General features: G+C 64.8%; 17 protein-coding genes. 8 read left to right on the top strand and 9 right to left on the bottom strand.

Annotation, left to right across the window (positions count from 1 at the left end; genetic code table 11):
• Positions 1 to 58 precede the first annotated feature (58 nt).
• The 4 genes from LHJ54_RS06195 to LHJ54_RS06180 all read left to right on the top strand — a co-directional run bounded on the left by LHJ54_RS06195 (position 59) and on the right by LHJ54_RS06180 (position 3,361).
• Positions 59 to 313 carry a hypothetical protein gene (locus LHJ54_RS06195; protein ID WP_228243039.1) on the top strand — a complete coding sequence of 85 codons (255 nt, stop codon included), beginning with the start codon at positions 59 to 61 and terminating at the stop codon, positions 311 to 313.
• Positions 310 to 1,257 (top strand): calcium/sodium antiporter, encoded by a 948-nt coding sequence (locus tag LHJ54_RS06190; RefSeq protein ID WP_228243038.1) that lies wholly within the window; start codon positions 310 to 312, stop codon positions 1,255 to 1,257. The genes LHJ54_RS06195 and LHJ54_RS06190 overlap by 4 nt, the downstream gene beginning before the upstream one ends.
• A gap of 74 nt (positions 1,258 to 1,331) precedes the next feature.
• The gene (locus LHJ54_RS06185; protein WP_228243037.1) at positions 1,332 to 1,946 is read left to right on the top strand and encodes a lysozyme; all 615 of its coding nucleotides are present in this window, start codon (positions 1,332 to 1,334) and stop codon (positions 1,944 to 1,946) included.
• 71 nt (positions 1,947 to 2,017) lie between these two features.
• Positions 2,018 to 3,361, top strand: a complete 1,344-nt coding sequence (locus tag LHJ54_RS06180; protein ID WP_228243036.1) for a DUF1996 domain-containing protein — start codon at positions 2,018 to 2,020, stop codon at positions 3,359 to 3,361.
• 48 nt (positions 3,362 to 3,409) lie between these two features.
• Here LHJ54_RS06180 and LHJ54_RS06175 read toward each other — a convergent pair whose 3' ends face one another.
• Entirely contained in the window at positions 3,410 to 4,258 is an 849-nt protein-coding gene (locus tag LHJ54_RS06175) for an arginyltransferase (protein WP_228243035.1), read from the bottom strand.
• A 118-nt stretch (positions 4,259 to 4,376) separates the two neighbouring features.
• Positions 4,377 to 5,636: a threonine ammonia-lyase gene (locus LHJ54_RS06170; RefSeq protein ID WP_228243034.1), complete on the bottom strand. Its 1,260-nt coding sequence runs from the start codon at positions 5,634 to 5,636 to the stop codon at positions 4,377 to 4,379.
• Positions 5,637 to 5,734: 98 nt separating this feature from the next.
• On the opposite strand from LHJ54_RS06170, the gene LHJ54_RS06165 reads away from it, so the two are divergent.
• The 3 genes from LHJ54_RS06165 to LHJ54_RS06155 all read left to right on the top strand — a co-directional run bounded on the left by LHJ54_RS06165 (position 5,735) and on the right by LHJ54_RS06155 (position 8,133).
• On the top strand, positions 5,735 to 7,429 hold the full coding sequence (locus tag LHJ54_RS06165; RefSeq protein WP_373457059.1) for an amidohydrolase: 1,695 nt from the start codon (positions 5,735 to 5,737) through the stop codon (positions 7,427 to 7,429).
• Between the two features lie 93 nt (positions 7,430 to 7,522).
• Positions 7,523 to 7,744, top strand: a complete 222-nt coding sequence (locus LHJ54_RS06160) for a hypothetical protein (protein WP_228243032.1) — start codon at positions 7,523 to 7,525, stop codon at positions 7,742 to 7,744.
• Positions 7,745 to 7,917: 173 nt separating this feature from the next.
• Positions 7,918 to 8,133 carry a hypothetical protein gene (locus tag LHJ54_RS06155; protein ID WP_228243031.1) on the top strand — a complete coding sequence of 72 codons (216 nt, stop codon included), beginning with the start codon at positions 7,918 to 7,920 and terminating at the stop codon, positions 8,131 to 8,133.
• A gap of 218 nt (positions 8,134 to 8,351) precedes the next feature.
• Here LHJ54_RS06155 and tatC read toward each other — a convergent pair whose 3' ends face one another.
• From tatC to LHJ54_RS06120, 7 genes are all read right to left on the bottom strand, one after another.
• Positions 8,352 to 9,182, bottom strand: a complete 831-nt coding sequence (tatC, locus tag LHJ54_RS06150) for a twin-arginine translocase subunit TatC (RefSeq protein WP_228243030.1) — start codon at positions 9,180 to 9,182, stop codon at positions 8,352 to 8,354.
• Positions 9,183 to 9,191: 9 nt separating this feature from the next.
• Positions 9,192 to 9,572, bottom strand: coding sequence for a Sec-independent protein translocase protein TatB (gene tatB, locus LHJ54_RS06145; RefSeq protein WP_228243029.1), 381 nt, complete (start codon positions 9,570 to 9,572; stop codon positions 9,192 to 9,194).
• A 35-nt stretch (positions 9,573 to 9,607) separates the two neighbouring features.
• Positions 9,608 to 9,847, bottom strand: a complete 240-nt coding sequence (tatA, locus tag LHJ54_RS06140) for a twin-arginine translocase TatA/TatE family subunit (protein ID WP_228243028.1) — start codon at positions 9,845 to 9,847, stop codon at positions 9,608 to 9,610.
• 65 nt (positions 9,848 to 9,912) lie between these two features.
• The gene (gene nagZ, locus LHJ54_RS06135) at positions 9,913 to 10,944 is read right to left on the bottom strand and encodes a beta-N-acetylhexosaminidase (protein ID WP_228243027.1); all 1,032 of its coding nucleotides are present in this window, start codon (positions 10,942 to 10,944) and stop codon (positions 9,913 to 9,915) included.
• A 49-nt stretch (positions 10,945 to 10,993) separates the two neighbouring features.
• Positions 10,994 to 11,716: an SPOR domain-containing protein gene (locus LHJ54_RS06130; protein WP_228243026.1), complete on the bottom strand. Its 723-nt coding sequence runs from the start codon at positions 11,714 to 11,716 to the stop codon at positions 10,994 to 10,996.
• A gap of 2 nt (positions 11,717 to 11,718) precedes the next feature.
• Positions 11,719 to 13,476, bottom strand: coding sequence for an arginine--tRNA ligase (gene argS, locus LHJ54_RS06125; RefSeq protein WP_228243025.1), 1,758 nt, complete (start codon positions 13,474 to 13,476; stop codon positions 11,719 to 11,721).
• Positions 13,477 to 13,548: 72 nt separating this feature from the next.
• Positions 13,549 to 14,199 carry a hypothetical protein gene (locus LHJ54_RS06120; RefSeq protein ID WP_228244314.1) on the bottom strand — a complete coding sequence of 217 codons (651 nt, stop codon included), beginning with the start codon at positions 14,197 to 14,199 and terminating at the stop codon, positions 13,549 to 13,551.
• 113 nt (positions 14,200 to 14,312) lie between these two features.
• Between LHJ54_RS06120 and ispH the strand changes: the two genes are divergently transcribed.
• A complete protein-coding gene (gene ispH, locus LHJ54_RS06115) occupies positions 14,313 to 15,296 on the top strand; it encodes a 4-hydroxy-3-methylbut-2-enyl diphosphate reductase (RefSeq protein ID WP_228243024.1) in 984 nt (327 codons plus the stop codon).
• Positions 15,297 to 15,313: the final 17 nt, after the last annotated feature.

Raw genomic sequence — 15,313 nt, 5'->3', positions numbered from 1 at the left:
CCGGTGCGTTCGTGATGTCGGTTGGCTCATCTTTTCCGTGACCGGTGATTGAACGGTGATGAGCGACGTGTTGCCCCATCTGCTTGATGCACTGATCGTGTTGGGCGCGGCTGCGTCCAGCTTGCTCTGGTTTCGCGCAAGCCGCAGCAGGGTGCGGCGGGTCAGCCGGTTCGAGGCGCTGGACCATGCGGACTACAACCGGCTCGTGACGACCATGAACCGTACGCAGATCCTCAATTCTCACGCTGCGCTGATGACCGGCCTGACGGCGGCTCTCGCCAGCGTGCGGCTGCTGCTGGGGGAGGTAACATGATCTGGCCGCTGATCGCCGGTCTGATCCTCCTCGCGCTTGGCGGCGAGCTGCTGGTGCGCGGCTCTGTCGGGCTTGCGCGACGGCTGGGCGTATCGCCGCTGCTCGCCGGGTTGGTGATCGTCGGCTTTGGCACTTCAACTCCGGAACTCTCAACCAGCGTGCAAGCGGCCCTGGCAGGCTCGCCGGGTATCGCGATCGGCAATGTGGTCGGCTCCAACATTGCGAACATCCTGTTCATCCTGGGCCTGTCGGCATTGGTCCTCCCCCTGGCCGTCAATCGCGCCGCATTCCGCAGGGATGCCCTCGCGCTGGGCGGCTCCACACTGCTGTGCGCGGCAGCAATTCTGTTTGGCTCGCTCGGCCGGCTCAGCGGCGCGCTGCTCGTCGCCTGTCTGTTCGCCTATGTCATCTGGGCCTACCGCGCCGAACGCGCTGCGACGGACCCCGAAGGACAGCGGCACGAGGCGGAGGCGGCGGATACCACCCCTGCCATCGCGGCCGCTCTGCCGCTTGCGCTGATGGTGGTCGCCGGGCTGGCGGCGGCAATCTTCGGCGCCGGTCTGCTGGTCGATGCCGCCATCGTCCTGGCAGGGAACCTCGGCGTGTCGCAGTCGGTGATCGGCCTTACCGTGGTCGCCGTGGGCACATCCTTGCCCGAACTGATAGCCTGCCTTGTCGCGGTTGCACGCAAGCACGCCGATGTGGCGCTCGGCAACATCGTCGGGTCCAACATCTACAACGTGCTGGGCATCCTCGGCGTCACCGCGCTGATCGAACCGCTGTCCGTCCCGCCGGAGATCGCGCAGTTCGACATCTGGGTACTGCTCGGAGTGACGGCACTCCTTCTTGCCCAGCTGCGCAGCGGCTGGACCGTCAGCAGAGCCGAAGGCGGGCTGCTCCTGACGCTGTTCATCGGCTACACGGCGTTCCTCATCCTGCGCTGAATGCAAAGAAACCGTTTTCCTACTCTCGTCCGACCTGCCTAATACCCCGCCTCTTTTTGGATGGAGGCAAAGCGATGCGGCGGAAGATTGTGTTCGACGCGGTCCGGCGGATGCTGGGGCGCGGATTTCGGCCCAACGAGGTGGTGGCGCTCGACCGGGCGCTGACCGCGGCTACCCGAGCAGATGAAAGCCGTTGCCAGGATGAAAGCCGACCATCCGCGTGCCCGGCCGTGATCGGCGAGGCAGGCACTGCCCTCATCAAGCGGTTCGAGGGGTGCGCCCGGCGGCGATCCGACGGCTTCTACGATGCCTATCCCGATCCCGGCACCGGAGCCGCGCCCTGGACCATTGGCTGGGGCGCGACCGGTGCGGGTATCGAGCAAGGCACTGTATGGTCGCAGGAGCAATGCGATGCGAGATTGACCGCAGACCTTGCCCGTTACGCCGCAGAAGTGGCGCGGGCGCTGGAGGAGGCGGCTACGACCCCGGCGCAGTTCGATGCGCTCGTCAGCTTTCACTACAACACGGGTGCGATCGGGCGTGCGACGCTGACCAGGCTGCACAGGGAAGGAGATTACGAGGGTGCCGCCAAAGAGTTCGCCCGCTGGAAGCGCGCTGGGGGGCGCGTTCTGCCGGGCCTGGTGAAGCGCCGCGATGCCGAGGCAAGCCTGTATCGGAAGGGCTTCTGATGCCTCGGGGCGACGTTTTGCGCATGATTTAACTAACAACGGGATCGTGTTACCATGCTTGGAGAATGTTCATGAAGTCGTCGGTTCTTGCCATGATTGCTGCCGGAGGGATAGTGCCGGCCGCAATTCTTGCGCAAAGCAGCAATGCCGGAACTGATTGGAGCGCGCGGTTCGGCGCCAACGGCATGAGGTCGCAGCCGGCCGCCGCAGGATCGATCCAGCCGCAGTCGGCATTCGCATCGCTTCGGCAACTGGTGACGGGCGCGCAAGCCAGTGCCAGCACGCCCGCACCGCAAGGCACCCAGCCGACGCCGGCTCCTGCGACGGATCATGCGCATCACGTCGACAACACCAGGGCGGCCACCGCTTTGCGGCCAACGGTGCAGGACGGAGTTGCCCAACTTGCGAAGGTAGCCTCGGGTCTCCCGCTGAAGCCGCTGCTTTATACCGGGTCCAAGATCGCCAGCAGCGGCAAGCCGGACGTGGTCGGCGCGTTCCGCTTTCTGTGCCAGCCGTCGCATCTTGGCTATTGGGACCCGGTGGTATTTCCCGGCGACAGAACCGGCAAGTCGCACCTCCACCAGTTTTTCGGCAACACAAAGACCAACGCTGACTCCACCTATGAAAGTCTGCGCAAGACGGGCGACAGCACCTGCATGAACACCGCCAACCGTTCGGGTTACTGGCAACCAGCCATGATCCAGACGAAGGCAGGCGGGCAGGACGAAGTGGTCGTGCCCGAATACATCAATATCTATTACAAGCGCCGTCCGGCCAGTGATCCGCATTACAGCCGCAGGGATGTATCGCCGGTCAACTATCCCGTGAACATTCCGCGCGGTTTGCGCTACATCTTCGGCTATCCCACCAGCCCGCCGAAGTTCAAGTGCATCGATCCCAAGAACTGGAGCAATGTGACCGACTGGTCCAGCAACATGGGAGAAGTGTTGGCCAAGTGTCCAGTTGGCGGACAACTTGACGCCGAAGTGCACTCGCCGGCCTGCTGGGACGGCAAGAACCTGGACAGCCGCGATCACCGCAGTCACATGGCCTATCCTATCCGCAACCAGTCCACCGGGTATCAGCAGCGATGCCCCGCGTCGCACCCGTACGAAATTCCTACTTTTACCCTGCAGGCCATGTACGAGGTGCTGCCTACCGATCGGGTGAAAACGTGGCGCTTCTCCAGCGATGCCATGATGACGCCGGGCAAACCGGCCGGTTCATCGTTTCACGCCGACTGGTTCGGCGCCTGGGAGGACAGCGTTCTCGAAACGTGGCAGGAATGGTGCATCAACAAACTGCTCAACTGTTCGTCGGGCGATCTGGGCAATGGTTCCGGCCTGACGGAGAGCAAGCTTTACCAGGAACTGAAGAAGAAAAAGGGGCAGCGCGTGCCTTTGCCGTCCGTCTGAACTCCTGCAGGCGGGGGCGGCACGAAGTCGCTCCCGCTCGGCAGGTTGTCAGACTTTGGCTTGATGCGGAACCACCGCTGCTTCTTTTGCGGATCTGGGGTCCGTATCGCGGCGCTGATCGAAGCGGACACGCGCCGCGGCCTCGATCAGCCTGTCTTGTTCCTGCGTTGACAGCCGCACCCATCCTTCACGCTCCAGCCGTTCCAGCGGGCGATACCGGATCTTGTACTGCATCCGGTCCGACCCGTTGACCCAGTAACCCAGATACACATACGGCAAGCCCATATCGGCGGCGCGGCGAATGTGATCCAGGATGATGTAGTTGCCCAGGCCCGACCGCCCCGCCTCGTCCGGGTCGTAGAAGCTGTAGATCATCGACAGGCCATCCCCCTGCACATCGGTAAGGCAGGCGCCGATCAGCCGGCCGGGGCGCTGAGTGCGCGACGGCTCGCGGTATTCGACAAGCGTGCTGGTGACAGGGGTGTGTTCGACCATGTCCGCATAGTCGCTCTCCTCCATTCCCGCCATGCCCCCGCCCGGATGGCGCGATGCGAGGTAGTGGCGCAGCAGGTCGAACTGCTCGCCCGTCGCCCAGGGGCGGCATTCGGTGACGACGATATCGCCGTTCCGCTTCATCACGCGTTTCTGCGAGGCGGACGGCCGGAATTCCCCGGCCACGATCCGCACCGATACGCAGGCGCTGCAATCGGCGCAGCTTGGCCGATAGGCGACGGTCTGGCTGCGGCGGAAACCGATCCGGCCGAGCGCTTCGTTCAGTTCGTCGGCGCTGTGTCCACGCAATTCGGTGAATACCTTCCGCTCCGTCCGTCCCGGAAGATACGGGCACGGTGCCGGGCTGGTCACGAAGAACCGGGGAAAGCGGATGGGGGCGGTCACGTAGTCTGCTTTATCCGAACTGCTGCACGATCGTTGGGTACAATGCTCTGTACGAGAATTGAGGGCCAGGATTGAACAGATTTAACCACAAAATTGCGGGATTGTAAGGGGCCGCAGATCACATCAGCTGCACCTGTTCCACCTGATACCCCTGCGCCCGCAAGGCGGCGACCAGCAGATGGATCTGCTGGCTGTCCCTTGCCTCGCACTCGACATCGGCAAACAGCCCCTTGGCGGGCAAGGAGGTGAAGATGCGCTGGTGGTACACTTCGATGATGTTGACGTTGTGGGCGTTGAATTCCCGGAAAACCTTGTACAGCGCGCCAGGCCGATCCTGCAGGTGGATGCGCAGGCGTGACAGCCTGCCTTGCCGCACCAGGTCCCGCAGCAGGACATTCGCGAGGAGGCGTGTGTCGATGTTGCCGCCGCACAGCACCAGACCGATCCGTTTGCCCGCGAACCGATCCGGCTGATCCAGCACCGCTGCCAGCCCGGCGGCCCCCGCCCCCTCGACCACAGTTTTCTCGATCTGCAGCAACAGGGACACCGCACTCTCCAGTGCCGCTTCATCCACCAGCAGGATGTCGTCGACGAGCCGGTCGATGACGCTTGCCGTGAATTGCCCCGGCTCCTTGACCGCGATCCCTTCGGCCAGAGTATCGCCGCCGCAGGGCAGGTCAGTTCCGTAGAAGCGGTTGAACATCGACGGAAACAGCCGGGCTTCCACGCCGAACACCTCGATGCCGGGGCGGAGCGCCTTGGCCACGGTGGCCATGCCGGAAACAAGGCCGCCGCCGCCCACCGGAGTGACCAGACAGTCGAGATCGGGCTGGTCTTCCAGCATCTCCAGCGCCACCGTGCCGGCGCCCGCCGCGACATGCGGGTGGTCGAACGGGTGTACAAAGGTGAGGCACCGTTCATCCGCCAGATCGCATGCGTGAGCGTAAGCCTCGTCAAAGGTTTCGCCATGCAGAACCACCGTGCCGCCGACGCTTTCGGTCTGCATCACCTTCACGGTCGGCGTGTTGCTGGGCATCACGATGGTTACAGGGACATCCAGCCGGGTGCCGTGGTAGCTGAGGCCTTGAGAGTGATTACCCGCTGACGCGGTGATTACCCCGCGCCGGCGCTGTTCCTCCGGTAGCAGGAGCAGCGCATTGAGCGCGCCACGCTCCTTGTAGGCGGCGGTGAACTGAAGGTTTTCGAATTTCAGCCAGATCTCAGCGCCTGCAATCTGCGACAGGGTGCGGGAATGCAGCATGGGGGTGCGGACCACGGAGCCGCAAATTCGGTCCGCCGCCGCTCGCACATCGGCAAGGGTCAGTTGCTCCGCGCCCGGCGGTTCTTGTGTCGGGCGCTGCTCCGCCGGTTGTGTCATGCTCGCCTCTTGCTGCTGCCAGGAGCAGCGTTAGGCAGCCGCCGGCCATTGCGCAATTGATTGCAATTGGTTTACCCCACAATGCATCACGGCCGGCGATGCCCGGCGGCCTGATCCCAAGGATACTGCACGTGCCAAAATGGATTGCCGCGCTCGGCGTATGCGTCACCCTGCTCCTTGCCAGCGCGCCTCTGCGCGCCGATACGCTGATCGACAATGTCAACGGGATCACGGTCGGTAAAGATGGGGAGGTTGAACGCTTTGCCGCCCTGCTGGTGAGCGATGATGGCCGGGTCCGCGCGACCTACAAGCGGGGAGAACGCCTGCCCCGGCTCAACGCCACCAGGATCGACGGCAAGGGCCGCACGCTGATCCCCGGAATCATCGATTCGCACCTGCACGTGATGGGCATCGGCTTTGGTGCGCTGACACTGGACCTGTCGGACACCCGCAGCCTGCCAGAAGCGCTGGAGAAGATCCGCAGCTTTGCCGCCGAAAACCCCAACCGGCCGTGGATACTGGGTCGGGGCTGGAACCAGGAACTGTGGGGCTTGGGGCGGTTCCCCACGGCGGCAGAATTGGACGGTGCGGTCGCTGACCGGCCGGTCTGGCTGGAGCGGGTCGACGGGCACGCCGGCTGGGCCAACAGCGCGGCGCTGCGACTGGCCGGCGTGGACGCAGCAACGGCTGACCCAGCCGGCGGGCGGGTCGAGCGCGGTGCCGGCGGCGCTCCGACCGGGATCTTCATCGACGCGGCGAGCGATCTGGTCGCCCGGGTGGTTCCGCCGCCCCGCGCGGTCGAACGTGATCGCGCCTTTCGCGAAGCGCAGGAAATACTGCACTCCTTTGGAGTTACCGCCGCCGCGGACATGGGCACGACCATCGAGGATTGGCAGACTTTCCGCCGGGCTGGCGACTATGGGCAACTCACCTTGCGGGTGATGGCCTATGCCGCAGGTGTCGAGGCGATGGATCTGATCGGGGGCAGCGGACCTACCCCGTGGCTGTACGGCGACCGGCTGCGCTTGAACGGGATCAAGCTGTACCTGGACGGTGCGCTGGGTTCGCGCGGAGCGTGGCTGAAAGCGCCCTACGCAGACGATGCGGGCAACAGCGGCCTGCAACTGATCGACGATGCGAGGCTCCGCAACATCATGAGCCGGGCGGCGATCGGCGGCTTCCAAATCGCCGCCCATGCCATCGGGGATGCCGCCAACGCCGAAGCGCTTTCGGCGATCCATGAACTCGCGCCCAGCTATGATGGCGACCGGCGCTGGCGCATCGAGCACGGGCAGATCGTCGATCCGTCCGATATCGCCCTGTTTGCCAGTCACGGGATCATCGCATCAATGCAACCTGTTCACCAGATTTCCGACCGGACCATGGCCGAAGCGCGGCTGGATCCGGCGCGGCTGGGCGGCGCCTACGCCTGGCACACGATCGGGGAGACCGGGGCAAAGCTTGCCTTCGGGTCCGACGCTCCGGTGGAGGCACCCAATCCCTTCGCCGGAATGGCGGCGGCGATTTCGCGCACCGACCGGGACGGCTCCCCGGCCGGGGGCTGGCGCCCTGAAGAGCGGGTCACGCCTGCACAGGCGTTCGCCGCCTTCACCGCGGACGGAGCATACGCCGGGTTCGCCGACGGCCGGTTCGGCCGCCTCGTGCCCGGTGAGTGGGCGGATTTCGTGCTCCTCGACCTCGACCCGCTTACGGCATCGCCGCAACAGCTCTATGCTGCGCGGGCGCGGGAAACGTGGGTTGCCGGCCGTCAGGTCTATCGGGCGGCACAGTGATCTGCGCGGCGCCGCCGGCGCATTTGTTAACGCTGTTCTTGCACCTGCCGGCGAGGCGGTTAGAGCAAGTGGCATAAACCAGAGGAAAGTCCCATGATCCGTCGCTCCCTAGCCGCAATCGCTACCCTCGGCCTTGCCGCAGCCCCGCTGGCAGCAGGGCAGGCACACAGCACTCTTCGTAGCAGCGCACCCGTAGTGGATGGCACCGACTTGTCCGCCAATTCCAATCTGTTCTTCTTCGCTGGCATCGCTCTGGTCGCTGCCGCGATCGTGCTGCTCGCCGAGGACGAGGAGGGCGCGCCCGCAAGCCCCTGAGCGTTAAAGAGAACTTAACGCTTCGTGGTATATTTGCACCGTGCTGGCGACAAACCGCCGCAATGTTGCGATTTTCTCGCGTCTGAGTTCAAATATCGGGTTGCCTAGCGGCGACTTGTGACATAGGCCGATATTGGAAACTGGTCGCAAGATTTTTCCAAGGGAGTTAACAGATGAAGCTTCGTAATGCCCTGGCAGCAACCGCTGCCCTGACGCTGGTTGCGGCTCCTGCCGTTGCCGAAGTCAGCTTTGCCCGTTCTTCGGCTCCGGTCGAAGGCGAGTCCGAACTCGCCGGCAGCAGCGTGATTATCGCCCTTCTGGCCGCCGCAGCGGTTATTGGCGCGATCATCATCGCCGTCGACGATGACGATCAGCCGATCAGCGCCTGATTGCTGATTGCATGAATTGAAAAACGGGGTCGCCAAGGCGGCCCCGTTTTTTTGTGCCTGATGTGGCGCTGGGATGGCGTACGCCAAACCCTCTGCCCGCCTCCGCGGCCTGAGCATCAGTCCTCTAGAAACCCGGTGTGCGCCATCAACGGGAGACGGGCCGACCTGTTCAGCCCGGCGAAACCGACCCGGGGGTCGGCCTGCTCACCTCATCCCTCCTAATCCTGCGGCAGGGTGGTCGCCCCGCCGGGTGCACCTGCTCGCTTGATCTCCGCCTCTTCCGCTGCCCGCGCGGCAGCGGCGCGCTTCTCGGTCACGCGCATGATAAGCAGCGACCCTTCGAACAGCAGATACAATGGTATCGCAAGGATCAGCTGCGATCCCGGGTCGGGCGGCGTGACGATGGCGGCCACAATCACCACTCCCACTATGACGTAACGGCGGGCGCGGACGAGCTGCTCACGCCGGACGATGCCCGCGACGTTCAGCAACAGAAGCAGCACCGGCAGCAGAAAGCTGATGCCGAATGCCAGAATGAACTGCATGACCAGAGACAGGTAATCGCCCGCGGCCGGCAAGGCGTCGATCGGCAGCCCTCCAACGGTGCCTGAAAACCCCAGGAACCAGCTGAAGGCAGTGGGCATCACCACATAGTACGCCAGCGCGCCGCCCGCGGTGAACAGCACCGGAGTGGCAAACAGGAACGGCAGAAACGCCTTCTTCTCGCGGGCATAAAGGCCGGGGGCGACAAATGCCCAAAGCTGGTTCGCGATAATGGGAAAGCTGACAAAGAAGGCGGCAAACAGCGCCACCTTCAATTCCACAAAGAACGCTTCGTAAAGCTGGGTATAGATCAGGCGCCCTTCTCCCGCTGGAAAGGCGGCGAGCAGCGGCTGGACCAGAAAGCCGAAGATGTCGCTGGCAAAATACAGGCAGACCGCGAAAGCTGCAGCCAGGGTCAGGACGCACCGCACAAGACGGCCGCGCAATTCAATCAGATGGTCGAGCAGCGGCGCCTGCGTTTCGTCGATATCGCTGATCTTGACCAACGGCTTGCCTTACGTTCTGGAGTCGGAAGGCGGTGGCGCGGCCGTGGACGTAGACGCCTCACCGGCGCCGGAGGCATCAACCGTATCGCTGCCTGACCACCCGTCAGCGCCCGCCGGACTGGAAGACGCAGAAAGGGAGGCAGGTGTCGCATCTTGCGGATGCGCCTGCATTATGCGGGCGTTCCGCTCCCGCCACTCCCGCTCATGCTCTTCCATCTCGGCCTCGCGGATCATGTTGTCCAGCCCGGCACGGAAATGACCCGACATCCGCCGCATCTTGCCGATCCAGCGTCCCGCAGTCCTCAGCGCCAACGGCAAGTCTTTGGGTCCGATGGCGATGATGGCGACAATCACAATGACCAGAAGTTCAGTCGCACCGATGTCAAACATGGGCCGCGGCGCTGCTGCGCCCTCCTTTTACCGCCTTACGCAGCCGGGTCGCGCGGCTTGTCAGCCGGCGCTGTCTCCGACGCCGCCGCATCGCGCGCCGGCCCTTCGATGCGCGGCGGCGGAGCAGGCGCTGGCTTGTCGTGCTCGTTCATGCCTTCCTTGAAGCTTTTGATCCCTTTGCCGAAATCGCCCATCATCTCCGATATGCGTCCGCGCCCGAACAGCACGAGGATGACGAGGGCTATGATGATAAGCTGCCAGGGGCCAAGCGACATGTTTCACCTATTTGCGAGGGCGGAGCCCATATATAGACGTTCCGGTGACGCTATGCCAGCGGCCATTAAGCCAGCAGGCCGGCGGCGCTGAACAGCGCATCGCGCCTCGCAAGCAGCTGTTCGGTTCGGGCATGGCGATCCTGCGGATCCGGACGATCCGCGTGTGCCATCGCGGCAGCGAGCCGCCTGTGGCCCTCCGCGGTCAAGCGCGGCAGGCGTTCCGCCATAGCGATCATGTCAGCCATTCTGGCCCAGCAGTTGAGCACCGCATCGCAGCCCGCCGCGATCGCCTGTTGCGCGCGGTCCGGGATGGAGCCGGACAATGCCTCCATGTCGATGTCATCGGTGAGGAGCAGGCCGTCAAACCCGATCGTGCCGCGGATCACATCGTTGATGACATCGGCCGACAGCGTGGCGGGCCGATCCGCATCCCATGCGGTGTAGATGATATGGGCGGTCATGCCGATCGGCGTGGTGGTGGCGAGCTGACGGAAGGGCGTGATGTCTGCCGCCAGCTCCTCGGCCGAGGCGGACACCGTCGGCAGGTCCTTGTGGGTGTCGAGCGTAGAGCGCCCATGACCGGGCATGTGCTTCAGGCATCCTGCCACGCCGGCCCTGGCGAAGCCTTCGATCATGCCCCGCCCAAGGGCGGCCACTTGTAACGGATCGCGCCCCAGCGCGCGGTCGCCGATCGCTTCGGAGGTGTCATCGCGACGCACATCCAGGGGCGCGTGGAAATTGACCGTAATGCCGCAGTCCGCCAGTTCGTGCCCCATCGCTTCCGCGTTCGCACGCACGGCCTCCACCGCGCTGAGCGGCGCAACCTGGTACAACTCGTCGAATCGCTCTCCCGCGGGATAGGCGAGCCAATCCGGCGGCTTCATCCGGGCGACCCGTCCGCCTTCCTGGTCGATGGAGATGAACAGATCATCCCGCCCGTGGAGCGACCGCAACTCGTGGGTCAGCGCGCGCAACTGGTCGCGGGACCCGCAATTGCGCTGAAACAGGATGTATCCAACAGGGTCGGCATCCCGGAAGAATGCACTTTCGTCAGGCGTGAGACGATGGCCGGAAAGACCGAAAACAGCAGGGGTCATGCGCCGCCAGCTTCCGATTTCACGGTCGCAGGCAGCCTGGTTCCACCGTTCACCGCTTCACCTGGCAAGGCAGCCCGTCTGCCTGCAGGGCGCTGCACAATTGCTGCGCGGAAGCGGCATCGGGCGCGACGGCCTGCAACCGGTACACCGTGCCGATGTCCGCCTGCCCCCGCACAACCCGGTGACGGAAGCCCTGCAATGCTTCCGTCTGGCGGGTCAGCGTGCGCCAGCCGCTCTCCGCCGCAGCGGGGCTGTAATAGGCGCCCACCTGTACTCCGACTCCACCTGCTTCGGGCTGCGGTGCGGAGGTTGGAGCAGCGGCCTGCCTCGCGGCAGGTTCTCCGGTGGGCTGGGGGGTGGCGACCGGCGGCGGTTCCGCCAGTTGCGCCTGACGCGTCTGCCCCTCGCCCACGGCGAAGCTGGTGTCCCCGGTGCCGGCAAGTTCCCGGCCGCCGGGATCGGCGGGGCGTACCTTGTACGGTCCGGCCGGCGCGGCGATCACGCTGCCATCCGGCACGGGACCGGTGTTGCGGGCCAGCAGCCACCACACTCCCGCCCCTACAAGAAGCAGAACAGCAGCGGCCAGCAGCAGCAATCCTGCGGTTCTGCCCGGATTGCGCCTGGCGGATAGCGGCACGTCGTCAGGCGAATCGAGCCAGGGCAGCCGATCGTCTTCGTCGATGAAAGTCAGTTCCTCGGGCTGTTCCACCCAGGAAGGCTCTCCCCAATCGCTGCTGCTTGCGCGACCCGAAACAGGAGGCCGTCCGGCCATGCTCACATCTCCTCCACCGCCGCGACGCCCAGCACTGCCAGCCCGTTGCGGATCACCTGCGCTACCTGCGCGGCCAGAAACAGGCGAGCGCCGCTGGCAGACATGTCCTCCAAGGAGACGATTCGCTTGGCGGCATTGTCATTGCCAAGATTGTAATAGGCATGGAACGCGGTCGCCAGATCGTAAAGGTAAAACGCGATACGGTGCGGTTCGCGGGCCTGCGCCGCGGCCTCCACGACGCGCGGAAACTGTGCCGCTTCGCGCAACAGAGCGAGCTCGTCCGGACCCAGCAGTTCGAGGTGATTTTCCTCCGGCCCCAACCCCTCGGCACCTCCCCGCCGCAAGGTGGAACATATCCGCGCGTGAGCATACTGGACGTAGAATACCGGGTTGTCCCGCGACGCTTCGACCACCTTGGCGAAGTCGAAGTCCATCTGTGCCTGCGGTGCGCGGGTCAGCATGGTGAAGCGCACGACGTCCCGGCCGACCTCGTCCACCACGTCAGCCAGCGTCACGAAGCTGCCCGACCGCTTGGACATCTTTACCGGCTCGCCCCCGCGCATCAGCTGCACCATCTGGATGAGCTTGACGTCAAATGGAATGGAGCGCCCCTGCCCCTCTGACAAAGCCGCCACCGCCGCCTTGATCCGTTTCACGGTGCCGGCGTGATCGGCGCCCCAGATATCGATCAGCGCGTCGGCGCCTTCGGCCTTCTGCATGTGATAGGCAAGGTCGGCACCGAAATAGGTCCAGCTGCCATCGGATTTGCGGATCGGCCGATCCTGGTCGTCGCCGAACCGGGTGGAGCGGAACAGGGGCAATTCCACTGGTTCCCAATCTTCCGGCGGCGCCTTGCCCTTTGGAGCTTCCAGAACACCATCGTACACCAGATCGCGTTCGCGCAGCCACGCTTCCGCCGCGTCCGGCTTGCCCGCTGCCTGAAGTTCCGCTTCGGAAGCGAACACATCGTGATGGATGCCGAGCCGTGCGAGGTCGGCGCGTATCAGATCCATCATCCGGGCAACCGCTTCCCTGCGGAACAGGGGCAGCCACTCCGCCTCGGGCGCGGCGCAGTAACGATCCGCGAACGTGTCGGCCAGGGCTTGTCCCACCGGCCTGAGGTAATCGCCGGGGTACAGCCCGGCTGGAATATCGCCGATCTCCTCGCCCAGCGCTTCCCGGTAACGCAGGTGGGCAGAGCGGGCGAGTACATCCACCTGACCACCCGCGTCGTTGATGTAATATTCGCGGATGACCTGATGCCCGGCGAACTCCAGCAAGCTGGCCAGAGCGTCTCCCACGACTGCCCCCCGGCAATGCCCCATGTGCATCGGACCGGTGGGATTGGCGGAGACATACTCGATGTTGACCCGCAGGCCGCTGCCCATTGTTGAACGGCCGTAATCCGCCCCCAGGCGCGCGATGGCGCGCAGCTCCTCGATCCAAGCGGAAGGCTGCAGACGCAGGTTGATGAAACCGGGCCCGGCGATATCCACCGCGGCCACCAGCGGGTCGCTTTCCAGCTTGCCCGCGATCAGTTGCGCCAGATCGCGTGGGTTGCTGCGTGCCTGCCGGGCCAGCACCATCGCCGCGTTGATCGCGAGATCGCCGTGCGCCGGGTCGCGCGGCGGCTCTACCGACACGCCGGAACGGCCTGTATCCGGGGGCAGGTGCCCTTCAAGTTCCAAGGCGTTCAGAACGGCATCGACCCGCGCGGCGAACGCGGAGTACAGGGTGGCAGGAGAACTGGCGTCGATCATCCGGCGCGCGTTAGTTCATCGGGGGAAAAGCGCAAGGTAGCGGGGTCGGCAACGCGGCCGACCCGTCACGGGTCAGCGAGTCGCGTTATACGCAAGCTGCTGCTGGTCCAGCTGAAATCCAACCAGCATTTCGAAGGTCGCCTGCTGAACCGCGGCGCGAACTGCCGGATCGGCCAGCGGATCGAGCGCGGCGTCAGGATCGCCGGGCCTGCGTTGCCGGGTGATCTGGCGACGGATTTCCTCCGGCAGGGTAGCGGCCGACCGATCGATGAACGCACCCGCCCGTGCCGTGGCGCTGGCCCGTTCCTGCCCATCGGCGAAATTCACGACGACTGTGCCGACCCGCTTCGTCACAATCGCGCTGCCGCCGCGCAGCACCGTCACGAAATAAGGCAGTTGCACCGCCCTTGCCCCGCGGGTGTCGGTCCGGCGTGCGAAGACGTCAAACGTGGCTTCGGTGTACACCTGTTCCCCCTGATCGTTGCAGGTGGGCCGGACATTGGTGATGACGGCGGTGACATCGATATCCTGCGCCGTCTGCTGTCCGCCGGCGCGGAACAGCGTCACATCGCCGGTGTAGTCGGGGATGCCGACCGCCGGACAGACGGTGCGCACGGCTGTGATGCCAACCCCTTCGCTGATCACCAGTTCACCTTCGCGCGAGCATCCAACAAGCGTGAGAGCGGACAAGCCCAGCAGCAGACCGGCGGAACGGGACAACATCATGGAACGCGACTACCTTTTTCCTGCGGACGGGGGAAGAAGGGTGCTGCCCCTGACCGGCCAAACGCCAAGCGCCCTAGCGGGCGGACGGCAGAAGCGCTAGATGGGGAAGCATGAACGCGCCCTTGCATCCGCTGCCGAACGCCGAAACCACGGCGGAACTCCCCGGACTGACCCTGCTCATCGCCGCGCCCCGCGGGTTCTGCGCAGGGGTCGACCGCGCCATTGAAATAGTGGAGCGGGCGATCGAAAAATACGGCGCGCCGGTCTATGTCCGGCATGAAATCGTGCACAACCGTTACGTTGTGGAAGCGCTGAAGGCCAAAGGCGCCGTGTTCGTGGAAGAACTGGACGACGTGCCGGACGATGCGCCGGTGGTGTTCAGCGCCCACGGCGTACCCAAGTCTGTCCCGGCCGAGGCGGAGCGACGCAAGCTCGTCTATGTCGACGCGACCTGCCCGCTGGTCAGCAAGGTCCACCGGCAGGCCGAGCGGCAGCTGGAGAAAGGCCGCCACATCCTGTTCATCGGTCACGACGGTCATCCGGAAGTCATCGGCACCATGGGGCAGGTGCCGCCTGGCACCATGACCCTGGTGGAAACGCTGGAAGACGCCCGAACGGTGACACCCCCGGCCGGAGCGCAGCTTGCCTATCTGACCCAGACGACCCTGTCGGTGGATGACACGGCGGAGATCACCGCAGAACTGGAACGGCGGTTTCCCGACATCGCCGGACCCAAGGCCGAAGACATCTGCTACGCCACCTCCAACCGGCAGGCTGCCGTGAAGCAGATTGCACCCGGCAGCGACCTCGTGCTGGTAATCGGCGCGCCCAATTCGTCGAACTCGGTCCGCCTCGTCGAGGTTGCGGAACGATGCGGCACACCGGCCCGCCTGATCCAACGCGCAGCCGACATCGACCCCGCCTGGCTGGAGGGCGTGGGCAGCATCGGCCTCACCGCAGGAGCATCGGCTCCGGAGGAACTGGTGCGTGAAGTGGTCGACCAGCTCAAGCAATGGCGCCAGGTGGAAGAGCATACTCTGGTCAGCACGGTCGAGAACATGATCTTCAAGCTGCCCCGCCAGCTTACCGACTGAACCAGCCGGAGACGCCG

Origin of the sequence: Porphyrobacter sp. GA68 (genome assembly GCF_022605525.1) — a bacterium.
In the GTDB taxonomy this organism is placed as follows: Bacteria; Pseudomonadota; Alphaproteobacteria; order Sphingomonadales; family Sphingomonadaceae; genus Qipengyuania_B.
This window is presented reverse-complemented; position numbering and strand designations above follow the sequence as displayed.

What these genes read in the sequence shown, in the direction of transcription:
- tatA (WP_228243028.1), bottom strand. Translation starts at nt 9,847, where the DNA reads ATGTCGCTTGGCCCCTGGCAGCTTATCATCATAGCCCTCGTCATCCTC.
- tatB (WP_228243029.1), bottom strand. Translation starts at nt 9,572, where the DNA reads ATGTTTGACATCGGTGCGACTGAACTTCTGGTCATTGTGATTGTCGCC.
- LHJ54_RS06185 (WP_228243037.1), top strand. Translation starts at nt 1,332, where the DNA reads ATGCGGCGGAAGATTGTGTTCGACGCGGTCCGGCGGATGCTGGGGCGC.
- LHJ54_RS06130 (WP_228243026.1), bottom strand. Translation starts at nt 11,716, where the DNA reads ATGGCCGGACGGCCTCCTGTTTCGGGTCGCGCAAGCAGCAGCGATTGG.
- LHJ54_RS06170 (WP_228243034.1), bottom strand. Translation starts at nt 5,636, where the DNA reads ATGACACAACCGGCGGAGCAGCGCCCGACACAAGAACCGCCGGGCGCG.
- nagZ (WP_228243027.1), bottom strand. Translation starts at nt 10,944, where the DNA reads ATGACCCCTGCTGTTTTCGGTCTTTCCGGCCATCGTCTCACGCCTGAC.
- LHJ54_RS06120 (WP_228244314.1), bottom strand. Translation starts at nt 14,199, where the DNA reads ATGTTGTCCCGTTCCGCCGGTCTGCTGCTGGGCTTGTCCGCTCTCACG.
- LHJ54_RS06160 (WP_228243032.1), top strand. Translation starts at nt 7,523, where the DNA reads ATGATCCGTCGCTCCCTAGCCGCAATCGCTACCCTCGGCCTTGCCGCA.
- LHJ54_RS06190 (WP_228243038.1), top strand. Translation starts at nt 310, where the DNA reads ATGATCTGGCCGCTGATCGCCGGTCTGATCCTCCTCGCGCTTGGCGGC.
- argS (WP_228243025.1), bottom strand. Translation starts at nt 13,476, where the DNA reads ATGATCGACGCCAGTTCTCCTGCCACCCTGTACTCCGCGTTCGCCGCG.
- LHJ54_RS06180 (WP_228243036.1), top strand. Translation starts at nt 2,018, where the DNA reads ATGAAGTCGTCGGTTCTTGCCATGATTGCTGCCGGAGGGATAGTGCCG.
- LHJ54_RS06155 (WP_228243031.1), top strand. Translation starts at nt 7,918, where the DNA reads ATGAAGCTTCGTAATGCCCTGGCAGCAACCGCTGCCCTGACGCTGGTT.
- LHJ54_RS06195 (WP_228243039.1), top strand. Translation starts at nt 59, where the DNA reads ATGAGCGACGTGTTGCCCCATCTGCTTGATGCACTGATCGTGTTGGGC.
- LHJ54_RS06165 (WP_373457059.1), top strand. Translation starts at nt 5,735, where the DNA reads ATGCCCGGCGGCCTGATCCCAAGGATACTGCACGTGCCAAAATGGATT.
- ispH (WP_228243024.1), top strand. Translation starts at nt 14,313, where the DNA reads ATGAACGCGCCCTTGCATCCGCTGCCGAACGCCGAAACCACGGCGGAA.